The organism is Streptomyces sp. NPDC041200 (assembly GCF_055591805.1).
This window is the reverse complement of sequence record NZ_JBVIZF010000001.1, coordinates 1027875-1041782: the sequence shown is the minus strand read 5'-3', so window position 1 is coordinate 1041782 and position 13908 is coordinate 1027875. Positions and strand designations below refer to the sequence as shown.

12 protein-coding genes are annotated in these 13908 nt (G+C 73.2%); 4 read left to right on the top strand and 8 right to left on the bottom strand.

Annotated elements, in window-relative coordinates; translation table 11 throughout:
* The first annotated feature begins 197 nt into the window (after nt 1-197).
* Nucleotides 198-3287: an SCO5717 family growth-regulating ATPase gene (locus ACZ6CL_RS04820; RefSeq protein ID WP_468931086.1), complete on the top strand. Its 3090-nt coding sequence runs from the start codon at nt 198-200 to the stop codon at nt 3285-3287.
* A 93-nt stretch (nt 3288-3380) separates the two neighbouring features.
* Here ACZ6CL_RS04820 and ACZ6CL_RS04815 read toward each other — a convergent pair whose 3' ends face one another.
* The 8 genes from ACZ6CL_RS04815 to rimP form a co-directional block, all read right to left on the bottom strand.
* Entirely contained in the window at nt 3381-4337 is a 957-nt protein-coding gene (locus ACZ6CL_RS04815; RefSeq protein WP_468931083.1) for a bifunctional riboflavin kinase/FAD synthetase, read from the bottom strand.
* Nucleotides 4338-4458: 121 nt separating this feature from the next.
* Nucleotides 4459-5379, bottom strand: coding sequence for a tRNA pseudouridine(55) synthase TruB (gene truB, locus ACZ6CL_RS04810; protein WP_468931080.1), 921 nt, complete (start codon nt 5377-5379; stop codon nt 4459-4461).
* Nucleotides 5376-5879, bottom strand: coding sequence for a 30S ribosome-binding factor RbfA (gene rbfA / locus ACZ6CL_RS04805; RefSeq protein ID WP_468931077.1), 504 nt, complete (start codon nt 5877-5879; stop codon nt 5376-5378). The genes truB and rbfA overlap by 4 nt, the downstream gene beginning before the upstream one ends.
* Before the next feature lie 102 nt (nt 5880-5981).
* The gene (locus ACZ6CL_RS04800) at nt 5982-6278 is read right to left on the bottom strand and encodes a DUF503 domain-containing protein (protein ID WP_385439529.1); all 297 of its coding nucleotides are present in this window, start codon (nt 6276-6278) and stop codon (nt 5982-5984) included.
* A gap of 122 nt (nt 6279-6400) precedes the next feature.
* Nucleotides 6401-9544, bottom strand: coding sequence for a translation initiation factor IF-2 (gene infB, locus ACZ6CL_RS04795; protein ID WP_468931075.1), 3144 nt, complete (start codon nt 9542-9544; stop codon nt 6401-6403).
* A gap of 153 nt (nt 9545-9697) precedes the next feature.
* A complete protein-coding gene (locus tag ACZ6CL_RS04790; protein ID WP_468931072.1) occupies nt 9698-9988 on the bottom strand; it encodes a YlxR family protein in 291 nt (96 codons plus the stop codon).
* A gap of 117 nt (nt 9989-10105) precedes the next feature.
* Nucleotides 10106-11110: a transcription termination factor NusA gene (gene nusA, locus ACZ6CL_RS04785; protein ID WP_468931070.1), complete on the bottom strand. Its 1005-nt coding sequence runs from the start codon at nt 11108-11110 to the stop codon at nt 10106-10108.
* Nucleotides 11111-11112: 2 nt separating this feature from the next.
* Entirely contained in the window at nt 11113-11619 is a 507-nt protein-coding gene (rimP, locus tag ACZ6CL_RS04780; RefSeq protein ID WP_385439523.1) for a ribosome maturation factor RimP, read from the bottom strand.
* Between the two features lie 185 nt (nt 11620-11804).
* Here rimP and ACZ6CL_RS04775 point away from each other — a divergent pair, with 185 nt between their 5' ends.
* The 3 genes from ACZ6CL_RS04775 (at nt 11805) to ACZ6CL_RS04765 (ending at nt 13900) form a co-directional block, all read left to right on the top strand.
* A complete protein-coding gene (locus tag ACZ6CL_RS04775) occupies nt 11805-12374 on the top strand; it encodes a hypothetical protein (protein WP_468931068.1) in 570 nt (189 codons plus the stop codon).
* A gap of 64 nt (nt 12375-12438) precedes the next feature.
* Nucleotides 12439-12912 carry a ferritin-like domain-containing protein gene (locus ACZ6CL_RS04770; protein WP_468931065.1) on the top strand — a complete coding sequence of 158 codons (474 nt, stop codon included), beginning with the start codon at nt 12439-12441 and terminating at the stop codon, nt 12910-12912.
* Between the two features lie 43 nt (nt 12913-12955).
* A complete protein-coding gene (locus tag ACZ6CL_RS04765; RefSeq protein ID WP_468931062.1) occupies nt 12956-13900 on the top strand; it encodes an aminoglycoside phosphotransferase family protein in 945 nt (314 codons plus the stop codon).
* Nucleotides 13901-13908: the final 8 nt, after the last annotated feature.

The window sequence follows — 13908 nt, the reverse complement described above, 5'->3', positions numbered from 1 at the left end:
CGCGTGCCAGCGCCGGGACGGGCCTGCCGCCCGGGTGCTTCTCGTGATTAGGCTTGGTGTGCGCACGGTGATGAACCTGATCAGGTGTCCCCGGCGCCACAAAAGGGGAAAGCCGAACGGTCGGACGACAGTAGCGATCGGCAACAGATCGGCCTCGCCATGAATTTCAAGGGTGTTCGACCACACCAGGAGGCATTGTGAGCAGCGATCGGGACGAGATCCGCACGGGCGGAACCACACCCGGCGATGATCGGTCCGACGCCGAGACCGAGCACACGGGCGAGTTCACCATCGACTACACGCCACCTGCCTGGTACACGCAGAACGCTTCGCCGTCGGCGCCCGCCGCGGGGACCGGGGCGGACACGGGGGCCGGGACGGCGACGCCTCCGCCGCCGCCACCGCCGGTCGGCAACCCGGTGGCCGTGCCCGGGCCGCCGGAGCCGAACGGCTTCCAGGGGGCGTGGACGCCTCCGCCCGCGGCGCCTTCCGCCGAGCCCGCGCCTGCTGATGCCTCCGTGCACCAGGCCGCGCCGGACAGGACCGCCGAGGACGCGGGCGACGCGGAGGCGGAGGCCAGGCCACGGGATGGCGAGCCTGACGGAACACCTTCTTCGTCCGGCTTCGCCGTACCTCCGGCCGCTCCGGCCCCGGCTGACGGTGAGCCGGATGCCGAGCGGGTCGAGCAACACGCGGCCGACCTTCCCGACGCGGGCGAGGACGAGGACGACGACTACGCGCTGGCGCCCGCCGCGCCGCCGCCGGTCGCCGCCACCGCCAATACCGCCCCCGATGCCGCCGCCGATGCCCGCAGTGCCGCCGACGAGGGCGACGGTGCCGTGGTGAGCAGCTCCACGGTGCGGTTCTCCACCGCCTCGATGCGGCGCGAGATCGCCGACCGGAAGCAGTCCGCCGAGACGGAATCCGGCGCCGCCGCCGGGCCGGACGACAATGCCGAAGCAAGCGGCGGCGACGTGCGCAGCGAGGGCACCATGCGCTTCTCCGCCGCGTCGCTGCGCCGGGAGGCCGAGGAGCGCGCCCAGGCGGCGAGCGCCGAGGCCGAGTCGCAGGACGCGGCCGCCGACTCCCCGGCGCCGCCGGAGACCGGCAACAGCTGGGCGCCGCCCGCCGCTCCGCGGTCCGGGCTGCCGCCGCTGCCGCCGGACTTCCAGCCCGCCGCGCCGGAGTCGGGCGGTACGGGCGGCGGTCCGGCGCCGGTCCCCGAGCAGCGTACGAGCGGGCCCGGCGCGGCCGGTGGTCCGCTGCCGCCGCAGGCCGGGCCCTGGGCACCGCCGCCGCAGGCGACGGGTCCGCAGGGTCAGCCCGCCCCCGGTCCGGCCGCCGGTGCGCCGGGGCCGCAGCCGCACCCCGCGGCGCCGAACCCGGCCACCCCGCAGGGTGGTTATCCCCAGGGCGGTCCCGCCGCGCAGGGTCCCGGCGTTCCCGGTCCCGCCGCGCCGGGCCCGCAAGGGCCGCAGAGCACGCCGCAGAACCCGCAGGCTCCGCAGGGGCCCCAGGCTCCTCCCCCGGCTCCGCAGGCCCCCCAGGCTCCGCAGTACGGCTATCCGCAGGCCGGGCAGGCCCCGGCCCCCGGCCCGGACGGGTACGGCTACCCGCGCCCCGACGCGCCCGCGCCCCACCCCGCGCAGCCGCAGGCCGGGCAGCCCCCGGCGCCCACGCCGGACGGATACGGCTATCCGCGTCCCGACGCGGGGCAGCCGTACCCCGGCCCCCAGCAGGGCCAGGGGCCGTACCCGCCGCCCGCCCCGCAGCCACAGCAGCACCAGCCGCCCCAGCAGCAGCCGTATCCCCAGCAGCACCAGCCCCAGCAGCCCCAGCAGCCGCAGGACGGCTACGGCTACCCGCGTCCCGACGCCGCCGCCCCGGCCGACCCCCGTGCCAGCGGCTGGCCCGTCGCCGGACCCGACCAGCGGCAGCAGCGCCCGAGCGCCGGACAAGGCAACGCGGGCGCCCCGCTCGGGTACACCGCGGCGGTCGAGCTGTCCTCGGACCGGCTCATCCGCGGGAAGCAGAAGCCCAAGAAGAACAACACCGCCGGTTCGCGGTTCAAGCTCGGCGGCAAGAAGGAAGAGGCCGAGCGGCAGCGCAAGCTGGAGCTGATCCGTACGCCGGTGCTCTCGTGCTACCGCATCGCGGTGATCAGCCTCAAGGGCGGCGTCGGCAAGACCACGACGACCACCGCGCTCGGCTCGACCCTGGCCACCGAGCGCCAGGACAAGGTCATCGCGATCGACGCCAACCCCGACGCGGGCACGCTCGGCCGCCGGGTGCGGCGCGAGACCGGCGCGACCATCCGCGACCTGGTCACCGCGATCCCGTACCTCAACAGCTACATGGACATCCGGCGGTTCACCTCGCAGGCGTCCTCCGGGCTGGAGATCCTCGCCAACGACGTGGACCCGGCGGTCTCGACGACCTTCAACGACGACGACTACCGCCGCGTCATCGACATCCTGGGCCAGCAGTACCCGATCATCCTCACCGACTCGGGCACCGGTCTGCTCTACAGCGCGATGCGCGGGGTGCTCGACCTCGCCGACCAGCTGATCATCATCTCCACGCCCTCCGTGGACGGTGCGAGCAGCGCCAGCACCACGCTCGACTGGCTGTCCGCGCACGGCTACGCCGACCTCGTCCAGCGTTCCATCACGGTCATCTCGGGAGTCCGCGAGACCGGCAAGATGATCAAGGTCGAGGACATCGTGTCGCACTTCGAGACCCGCTGCCGCGGGGTGGTCGTCGTGCCGTTCGACGAGCACCTGTCGGCGGGCGCCGAGGTGGACCTCGAGATGATGCGCCCGAAGACCCGGGAGGCGTACTTCAACCTCTCCGCCATGGTCGCCGAGGACTTCTCGCGCGCGCAGCAGGCGCAGGGGCTGTGGACGGCCGGGGAAGGCGTCCAGCCGCCGCAGACGGCCCCGCCGCTGCCCGGGCAGGGCCAGCAGCCCTACCCGGGCGCGTACGCGCCTCAGCAGCCGCAGCAGGGCCAGCAGCCGCCGCCGTACGGGTACGGCTATCCGCAGCACGGACAGCCGCCGCAGCAGCCGGGCTACCCCCAGCCGGGCCAGCCCGGTCAGCCCGGTCAGCCCGGACCGCAGCAGGGCTGGCACCCGCCGCAGCAGGCCCAGCAGCAGCCCCAGCCCGGCCAGCCCTGGCAGCAGGGGCCCCCGCCCGGTCCGCAGCAGGGCCAGCAGCAGCCGCCTCCGCCCCCGCAGCAGGGGCAGCCGTGGCAGCACCAGCCGCCGCCCCCGCCGCCCCAGCAGTAGCCGCGCGAAAGGCGATCGCCCCGTCGGACCGATGGTTCATCCGGTCCGGCGGGGCGATCGCCTGTGTACGTCTGTGTGCGAGGGGGCGGCGCGTCAGCGGTGGCTGTCGTACTCCTCCACCAGCTCGCTCGCCCGCTTCACATCGGCCGCCATCCGCTCCAGCAGCGCCTCGATCGAGTCGAACTTCTCCTGACCGCGCAGGAAGGCGAGGAAGTCCACCTCGACATGGAGCCCGTACAGATCCAGACCGACCCGGTCGATGGCGTACGCCTCCACGGTGCGCTCGGTCCCGTCGAACTGCGGGTTGGTGCCGACCGAGATGGCCGCGGGCATCGCCTCGCCCTCGGCCGTCAGCCAGCCCGCGTAGACCCCGTCGGCCGGGATCGCGGTGTGCGGCAGCGTCTCCAGGTTGGCCGTCGGGAAGCCCAGTTCACGACCGCGCTGGGCGCCACGGACGACGACGCCCTCGACGCGGTGCGGCCGCCCCAGGACCTCCATGGCGCCCGTGACGTCCCCCTCGGCGACCAGCCTGCGCACCAGGGTGGACGAGAACGGCTCGCCGCCGCCCGCCGCGCCGCGCTCGTACAGGTCGATCACCTCGACCTCGTAGTCATAGGTGGTGCCCAGCTCGCGCAGCGAGTCCACGTTCCCGGCGGCGCGGTGGCCGAACCGGAAGTTGGGGCCCTCCACCACGACGCGCGCGTGGAGCTTGTCGACCAGCACCTTCACCACGAAGTCCGCGGGGGTGAGCCGCGAGAACTCCTGGGTGAACGGAAGGATCAGCACCGCGTCCACGCCCAGCTTCGCCATCAGCTCCGCACGCCGCTGGTGCGGGGCCAGCAGCGGCGGATGGCTGCCGGGCCGCACGACCTCACTGGGGTGCGGGTCGAAGGTGACCACGACCGCCGGTACGCCCAGCTCCCGCGCGCGGGCCACCGCGCGGCCGATGATCAGCTGATGCCCGCGGTGCACTCCGTCGTAGGAACCGATCGTGACGACGCTGCGCCCCCAGTCCTCGGGGATGTCCTCCAAGCCACGCCAGCGCTGCACTATGCCCGCTCCTCGCCCGAACCTTTGACTGCCGACTTATCGCTTTCGCAGATCTAAGACTGCCATGCCGCCGGTCCCCACCGTGCACCGGAGGCCGGTCGGCGGGGGACCCGCGGAACCCTCATACGAAGACGGCGAGGCTCTTGGCCCGGCCCTTCGACTCCTCCACCAGCGCCAGGAACCGACCGTCCGGCCCGAAGACCGCCACCGGGCCCGCCGCGCCGCCCTCGCGGAGCGGCATGTCGATCCGTACGCCGTTGCCCAGCAGCCGGGCCTGGTGCTCGTCGACGTCCCAGCGGGGGAAGGCGGCGGCCGCGGCCTCGGCGATGGGCATGATCTGGAGGGACTCCTCCAGCTGCTCCAGCGTCCGCGCGGCCTCCAGCCCGTACGGGCCGACCCGGGTGCGGCGCAGCGCCGTCAGATGGCCGCCGGTGCCGAGCCCGGCACCGAGGTCGCGGGCCAGGGCGCGGATGTACGTACCCGAGGAGCACACGACCGTGACGTCGAGGTCGAGCACCGGGGTGCCGTCCTCGGCCTTCGCCTCGCGGCCCTCGTGGAGAAGGAAGGACGAGACGGTGACCGGCCGGGCCGGGATCTCGAACTCCTCGCCCTCCCGGGCCCGGGTGTAGGACCGCTTGCCGTCGATCTTGATGGCGCTGACCTTGGACGGCACCTGCTGGATGTCCCCGGTCAGCTCGCCGATCCCGGTCCGCACGGCGTCCAGCGCGGTCCCGGCGGCCCCGTCCGAGGAGGTGATCTCCCCCTCGGCGTCGTCGGTGACCGTGGTCTGGCCGAGCCGGATCGTGGCCGTGTACTCCTTCTCGGTCAGCGCCAGATGGCCGAGCAGCCGGGTCGCCTTCTCGACGCCGATCACGAGCACGCCCGTGGCCATCGGGTCCAGCGTCCCGGCGTGCCCGACCCGGCGCGTACCGGCGAATCGGCGCATCTTCGCGACGACGTCGTGCGAGGTGAACCCGGCCGGTTTGTCGACGATCACCAGGCCGTCCGGCGCACCGGAACCGGCCCTGCCCTTGCGTGTCATGCGTCCGCGGCGCCCTTGCCCTTGCCGTCCGAGCCCGGCGCGTCGTCGTCCGCCTGGTCTGCCTCGTCCGCGTCGTCCGCCTCTTCCGGCTTGCGGTACGGATCGGCTTCACCGGCGTACGTGGCGCCCGAGGACGCCTCCCGGACCTCCGCGTCGGCCGCCTTGGCCTTGGCGAGCAGGTCGTCGATCGTACGGGCGTTGTCCGGCAGCGCGTCCGGGACGAACGTCAGGGTCGGGGTGAACCGCACCCCGGTCTGCCGTCCGACCTCCGACCGCAGCACGCCCTTGGCGCTCTCCAGGGCGGCGGCCGAGGCCGCGCGCTCCTCGTCGTCGCCGTAGACCGTGTAGAAGACGGTCGCCTCCCGCAGATCACCGGTGATCCGGGTGTCGGTGATGGTCACATAGCCGAGCCGCGGGTCCTTGATCCGCCGCTGCAGCGTCTCCGCGACCACGACCCGGATGCGGTCCGCCAGCTTGCGTGCCCGCGCGGTGTCGGTCATGCGTCTTCTTCTCTCTTCTTCGCTTCAGTACTTCGCTTCAGTTCTTCGCTTCAGCCATCGATGGCCGGGGACGGGCATCGACCGGCCACCGGTCCCCGGCCCTCACTCGTCGTCACCACCGTGGAGCCGCCGTCGTACCGACAGCAGCTCCACCTCCGGCCGCGCCGCGACCAGCCGCTCGCAGCGGTCGAGGACTTCCGCCAGGTGGCCCGTGTCCCCGGAGACCACCGCGAGGCCGATCTCGGCCCTGCGGTAGAGGTCCTGGTCGCCGACCTCCGCCACGCTCACCGCGTACTTGCGGTGCAGCTCGGCGACGATCGGGCGGACGACGGAGCGCTTCTCCTTCAACGACCGTACGTCGCCGAGGAGCAGATCAAAGGACAACGTCCCTACATACATGCGGTCCGGGTCAAGCCACCCGTGGGGCCTTCGAGGTTCGGGCTTCTCGAACCGTACACGCAAGGGCCGGGGCCGATCGACGGAAATTCTCCGCCGACCGGCCCCGGATGAGAGGCAGCGCGTCAGCCGCGCGGCTTCTCGCGCATCTCGTACGTCGCGATGACGTCGTCGATCTTGATGTCGTTGTAGCTGCCGAGGTTGATACCGCCCTCGAAGCCTTCGCGAATCTCGGTGACGTCGTCCTTGAAGCGGCGCAGGCCCTCGATGTTGAGGTTCTCCGCGATGACCTTGCCGTCGCGGACGAGGCGGGCCTTGGTGTTCCGCTTGACCTCGCCGGAGCGGATGAGAACACCCGCGATGTTGCCCAGCTTGGACGAGCGGAAGACCTCGCGGATCTCCGCCGTGCCCAGCTCGACCTCTTCGTACTCCGGCTTGAGCATGCCCTTGAGGGCCGCCTCGATCTCCTCGATCACCTGGTAGATGACCGAGTAGTAGCGGACGTCCACGCCCTCGCGCTCGGCCATCTGCGTGGCACGCCCATCGGCGCGCACGTTGAAGCCGATGACGATGGCGTCGGAGCCGGTCGCCAGGTCGATGTCGGTCTCGGTGACCGCACCCACACCGCGGTGCAGGACGCGCAGGTCGACCTCTTCGCCGACGTCGAGCTGGAGCAGGGAGGACTCGAGGGCCTCCACCGAACCGGACGCGTCGCCCTTGATGATGAGGTTGAGCTGCTGGACCTGACCGGCCTTGAGCACCTTGTCCAGGTCCTCCAGGGAGACCCGGCGGGTGCGCTTGGCGAAGGCGGCGTTGCGCTCGCGCGCGGCCCGCTTCTCGGCGATCTGACGGGCGGTGCGGTCCTCGTCGACGACGAGGAAGTTGTCGCCCGCGCCCGGCACGTTGGTCAGACCGAGCACCAGGACCGGGGTCGAGGGACCCGCCTCCTGAAGCTGGTTGCCGTTGTCGTCGAGCATCGCCCGGACGCGGCCGTACGCGTCGCCGACGACCATCGTCTCGCCGACCTTCAGGGTGCCGCGCTGGACCAGCACGGTGGCCACGGCGCCGCGGCCGCGGTCGAGGTGGGCCTCGATCGCGATGCCCTGCGCGTCCTGCTCCGCGTTGGCGCGCAGGTCGAGCGAGGCGTCCGCGGTGAGGACCACGGCCTCGAGCAGCTGGTCGATGTTCAGACCCTGGCGGGCGGAGATGTCGACGAACATGGTGTCGCCGCCGTACTCCTCGGCCACCAGGCCGTACTCGGTCAGCTGACCGCGCACCTTGGTCGGGTCCGCGCCCTCGACGTCGATCTTGTTGACCGCGACCACGATCGGCACGTCGGCCGCCTTGGCGTGGTTCAGCGCCTCGATCGTCTGGGGCATCACACCGTCGTTGGCCGCCACCACGAGGATCGCGATGTCGGTCGACTTGGCACCACGGGCACGCATGGCGGTGAACGCCTCGTGACCCGGGGTGTCGATGAAGGTGATCCTGCGCTCTTCGTCGTTGACGTCGGTCGAGACCTGGTAGGCACCGATGTGCTGGGTGATGCCGCCGGCCTCGCCCGCGACCACGTTGGTCTTGCGGATCGCGTCCAGCAGTCGCGTCTTACCGTGGTCGACGTGACCCATGACGGTCACCACCGGCGGACGCGCGACGAGCATTTCCTCGCCGCCCTCGTTCTCGCCGAACTCGATGTCGAAGGACTCGAGAAGCTCGCGGTCCTCCTCCTCCGGGCTGACGATCTCGACGTTGTAGTTCATCTCGTCGGCGAGGAGCTGCAGCGTCTCGTCGGGGACGGACTGGGTCGCGGTGACCATCTCGCCGAGGTTGAGCATCACGGCGACGAGCGACGCCGGGTTGGCGTTGATCTTCTCCGCGAAGTCGGTGAGCGAGGCACCACGCGACAGCCGGACCGTCTGGCCGTTGCCGCGCGGCAGCATCACGCCGCCGACCGACGGGGCCTGCATGGCCTCGTACTCCTGGCGCCTCTGCCGCTTCGACTTACGGCCACGACGCGCCGGACCGCCGGGACGGCCGAACGCACCCTGCGTGCCACCACGGCCACCGGGACCACCCGGACGGCCACCGAAGCCCGGACGGCCACCGCCGCCACCGGGACGACCGGCGAAACCGCCGCCGCCACCCGGACGACCGGCACCGCCGCCACCACCGGGACGACCGGCGAAACCGCCGCCGCCACCCGGACGACCGCCGCCACCGCCGGGACGACCGGCACCGCCGGGACCGCGACCGCCGCCGCCACCGGGGCCCGGACGCGGACCCGCGGCCGGACGCTGGGGCATCATGCCCGGGTTCGGACGCGGACCGCCGGCGCCGCCGCCGGGACGGGGACCGCCCGCACCCTGACCGCCCTGCGGACGGGGCATGGAGCCCGGAGTGGGACGGGGACCGCCGGCACCCTGGCCGCGACCGGCACCGGGACCGCCCTGGCCGCCGCCCTGCGGACGCGGACCGGCGCCGCCCTGGCCGCCGGGGCCCGGACGGGCGCCGCCGCCGGGACGAGGCGCCTGCGGGCGCGCCATGCCGGTGGAGCCACCGGAGGTGAAGGGGTTGTTACCCGGACGCGGACCGGACGGACGGCCGCCGCCCGGACGCGGTCCACCGCGCTCCTGACCCGGACGCGGGGCGCCGGAACGGCCGCCCTGGCCGCCCTGGCCCTGACCGCCCTGACCCTGGCCGCCCTGACCCTGACCCTGACCGCCCTGGCCACCGGGGCCGGGACGGGCGCCGGGGCGCGGACCGGGCGTGGCGCCCGGCTTGGCGGGGCCGCCCGGGCCCGGCTTGGCCGGGGAGGGCTTGGGGCCGGGCGTGGCCGGCGGGGCGGTGAACTCGGGCTGCGCCGGAGCCGCGGGCTGCGCCGGACCCGGCTTGGGGCCGGCCGCCGGCTTGGGACCGGGCGTCGGGCGCGGGCCCGGAGTGGGTGCCACGGACGGCGTGCTGCCCGGCCCCTCGGCGGCGGCCGGCTTGGGGCCGGGCGTCGGGGGCTTGGGGGCAGCGGGACGGGCCGCCGACGCCGGACCGGGCGTCGGGGGCTTGGGCGTCGCCTTGCGCGGCGCCGAGGGCTTGCCAGGGCCACGGCCGGAGCCGTTGCCGCCCTGGAAAGCGTCAGTCAACTTGCGGACCACCGGCGCCTCGATCGTCGAGGACGCCGAACGTACGAACTCACCGAGCTCTTGGAGCTTGGCCATGACGACCTTGCTCTCAACGCCGAACTCCTTGGCGAGTTCGTATACCCGGACCTTAGCCACATCGCTCCTTTTAGGTCCGGGTTACCGCCGGACCGTCGCTACTTCATGGGCGTACTCATCGCGTACTCATCGAGTGCTCATCGCAATCTCGACCTACTTCCGACTCGCGAGGTACCTGACCGCACGGTTGTCCCGTGCCGTTCTTCCAGCTTCTTACGAGGGTGACTGGTCACCCTGGTGCTCGGCATAACGGCGCAGTGCCGTGGTGTCGAACGCCCCCGGTCCCCTGAAGGCCCGGGGAAAGGCCCGGCGGCGGACCGCCAGGTCGAAACAGACCCGTGTCGGGTGCATATAAGCTCCCCGACCGGGCAGCGTACCGCGCGGATCGGGGACGCAAACGCCCTCGACCGCCACGATGCGCAGCAGATCGTCCTTGGCCGCCCGCTCCCGGCATCCCACACAGGTTCTCTCAGGGCAGGCACGGGCTCGCGTGCGGCCAGACACTGCTTAAGTCTACCTCCCTGTGGCGACCTCACCCCTTGGGGGGAGTGATCGAACCGTCACACGATTTCGGCCGGATCCCGGATACCCGCGGCTTGAATCAGCCTTGATCGACCCCGCTCAGGCCTGCTCGGCGGGCTGCTCTGCGGACTGATCGGTGTCCGGCCGGATGTCGATCCGCCAGCCCGTGAGCCGGGCCGCGAGCCGGGCGTTCTGCCCTTCCTTGCCGATCGCCAGTGACAGCTGGTAATCGGGCACGGTGACCCGCGCGGACCGGGCGGCCAGGTCCACGACCTCGACCTTGCTCACCCGGGCGGGCGACAGGGCGTTGGCCACCAGCTCGGCCGGGTCGTCCGACCAGTCGACGATGTCGATCTTCTCGCCGTGCAGCTCTGCCATCACGCTGCGTACCCGGCCGCCCATCGGGCCGATGCACGCGCCCTTGGCGTTCAGACCCGAACGGGTGGACCGGACAGCGATCTTGGTCCGGTGGCCCGCCTCACGGGCGATCGCCGCGATCTCCACCGAGCCGTCCGCGATCTCCGGGACCTCCAGCGCGAAGAGCTTCTTCACCAAATTGGGATGCGTACGCGAAAGGGTCACGGACGGACCGCGCACGCCCTTGACCACTCGTACGACATATGTACGCAGCCGGGTGCCGTGCGCGTAGTCCTCGCCGGGCACCTGCTCCTGCACCGGCAGGATCGCCTCTAGGCGGCCGATGTCCACCAGGATGTTCTTCGGGTCCTTGCCCTGCTGGACGACGCCCGCGACGACATCGCCCTCGCGCCCCGCGTACTCGCCGAAGGTGATTTCCTCCTCGGCGTCCCGCAGCCGCTGCAGGATGACCTGCTTGGCGGTCATGGCGGCGATCCGGCCGAAGCCGCTGGGGGTGTCGTCGAACTCGCGGGGCTCCTCGCCCTCCGCGAGGTCGTCCGCGTCCTCCTGGGCCCATACCGTCACATGGCCGCTCGTGCGGTCCAGCTCCACGCGGGCCCGGCGGCGGCTTCCCTCGGTGCGGTGGTAAGCGATGAGGAGAGCCGACTCGATCGCCTCGACCAGCAGGTCGAACGAGATCTCCTTCTCCCGCACCAGACCCCGCAGGGCACTCATGTCGATGTCCACGGCTACGCCTCCTCCTTGCTCTCGTCGCCCTCGGGCTTGCGGTTGAACTCGATCTCCACTCGTGCCTTGGAGATCTCCTTGAAGGCCAGCCGCCTGGCGGTGGGCTTGCGCCCCTTCACGCCGGGGACTTCCAGATCCAGCCCCTCGTCATCCACTGAGATGATCCGGGCGATCAGCTCGCCGCCCTCCACCAGCTGCGCCCGCATCAGCCGGCCGGTGGCCCGCTGGTAGTGGCGCTGCTCGGTCAGGGGGCGCTCGGCGCCGGGGGACGTGACCTCCAGGACGTACGGGGTCTGCCCCATCGCTTCCGCGTCGTCGAGCGTCTGCGAGATCTCGCGACTCAGTTCCGCACACGTATCCAGCTGCACGCCGTCGTCGGAGTCCACCACGATGCGAAGGACGCGCCGCTTCCCGGCCGGTGTCACCTCGACCTCTTCCAGATCCAGGTCCCGTGCGCTGACGAGCGGTTCCAGCAGTCCGCGCAGCCTTTCGCTCTGGGTCGTGCTCATCCGGGTGACTCCTCGGCCGCGTGTGCTGTTGTGGGAAGGTCGCGTGTCAGCTCAAAGCCTATCTGTTCCGGCGGCGGGCTGACGATTCGGTGGCCGCTGCCCGGCATTCCGGCCTCGCGCGGGTACGCTCGCCTGCTGTGATCACTAACGGCGGCCGGGAGCTGCCGCAGCCCGGAAAGAGGAACGTGCCGATCACGAATCCACCACCGCGCCCCACGCCCCCGTCCCTCCCCGAGGCCGCCCCGCGGGCCACGTCCCCGCGGCGGCGAAGTCTGCTGCTGGCCGGTGGTTCGGCCGGGGCCACCGCGCTGCTGACCGGCTGCTCCGGTGACTCGGACGACGGACCCCGCTCCTCCGGTTCCGCGGACGCCGCGGCGCTGCGCGCCCGGGGCGTACGGGACTCGGCCGCGCTCCTCGCGCGCTACGACGCGACCATCGACGCCCATGCCGGACTCGCGGAGCGGCTGCGTCCGCTGCGGGCGGAGACGGCGGCGCATGTCGCCGCGTTCGGCTCCAAGGGCCCCTCCGCGACCGCGTCCCGCTCTCCGGCCGCGGGCGGGCGGCGGCTGCCCGCGGTGCCCGGGGACGAGAAGAAGGCCCTCAGCGCCCTCGCCCAGGCCGAGCGGCACACCGCCGACACCCGCACCAGCGCGCTGGTCGGCGCGCCGCCCGAACTGGCCCGGCTACTGGCCTCCGTCGCGGCCTGCGGCGCCGCCCATGTGTATCTCCTGACCCAGGGCGACCCGGCCTCATGACGGTCCCCGTCAGCCCTCTCAGCCCCCTCCCGTCCAGCCCTCTCCGCGCGGAAGGAGCACCCGGATGAACCGGGCCGCGACGCTCAAGGCCACGCAGGCCGCGCTCGCCGCCGAGCACGCCGCCGTGTACGGATACGGCGTCGTCGGCGGCCGGGTCGGCGACGACCGTCTCGCCGAGGCACGCGAGGGGTACGCCGCGCACCGTGCCCGCCGCGACGACCTCGTGCGCACCGTGCGCGACATGGGCGGTACACCGCAGAGCGCGGCCGCCGCGTACGCGCTGCCGTTCGCGGTGCCCGACTCGGCGGCCGCGGTCCGGCTCGCCGCCGAGCTGGAGAACCGGGTGGCCGCCGTCTACGCCGACCTCGTACGGACCTCCGACGGCCCGCTGCGGCGGCAGGCGGCGGGCGCGCTGCGCGAGGCGGCGGTCCGGTCGGTGCGCTGGCGGGGCGGCGGCGTAGCCTTCCCTGGGCTCACCGAGCGCGCCGCGCCGGCCGCCCCGTCCGCGTCGGCGAGCGGAGCCGCCGACGGGGTCTGACAGTGACGTGCGTTGGGTGACGGTGACAGGGGGCAGCTCGGGAATGGCAGCGGCAGAAGAATCCGGTGACATGGCCTCCCTCCAGGTGCCGAAGCGGCTGCTGGACGTGGTGGGCGACGATCCGGCCGAACCCGTACGGAGCTGGCTGGCCGCCCTGCCGCAGCTGGCCGCGCGGCGGCTGCGGGAGTGGGAACTGACCCCCGAGCGGGTGGTCACCCCCGGCGGCCGCGGCGGCCTGATCGTGCTCGTACGGCAGGCGGACGGCACCCCGGCGGCGCTCAAGCTCCCCGTACCCGGCCCCGCCGCGGCCCCCGAGGCGGCCGCGCTCGCCCATTGGAACGGCTGGGGCGCGGCCCGGCTCCTGCGCACCGGCCACGAGGACGGCGCGCTGCTGATCGAGCGGCTGCAGTCCGCCGTGTCGCTGCGCTCGCTGCCCGAGGCGAAGGCGCTGCTGGAGGCGGCGGGCACGGTACGGCGGCTGTGGGTGCCGCCGCCGGACGCGGGGTTCGACGCGGTCGACTCGGTCGAGCGGCGCACCGGTGAGGCCGCCGAGGTGCTGCCGATACTCGCCTCGGGTGCCTGGGCGGCCGACGTACGCCCGCTGGCCGACGAGGCCCTGGACCTGCGGTCCGGGCTGACCGCCGAGCCGCCCGAACGGCTCCTGCTGCACGGCGACTTCCGGCAGGGCAAGGTGCTGGCCGGGGAGCGGGCGCCCTGGCTCGCGGTGGGCCCGGCGCCGGTGGTCGGGGAGCGCGCGTACGACCTGGCGCGGCTGGTCCTGGACCGCTGCGAAGACCTGGCCGCGGGCCCCGGCCCCGCCGCGGCCGCCCGCCGCCGGATCGCCAAGCTGGCCGACTCGCTGGACGTGGACCGGGACCGGCTGCGTGGCTGGGCCCTCTTCCGCGCCGTGGAGACGGGCCTTCGCCACGGAGCGGCAGGCGACCGGCGACGAGCGGAGCTCCTGCTGGAGTTCGCGGGCTGGCTGTAGCCCTCCCC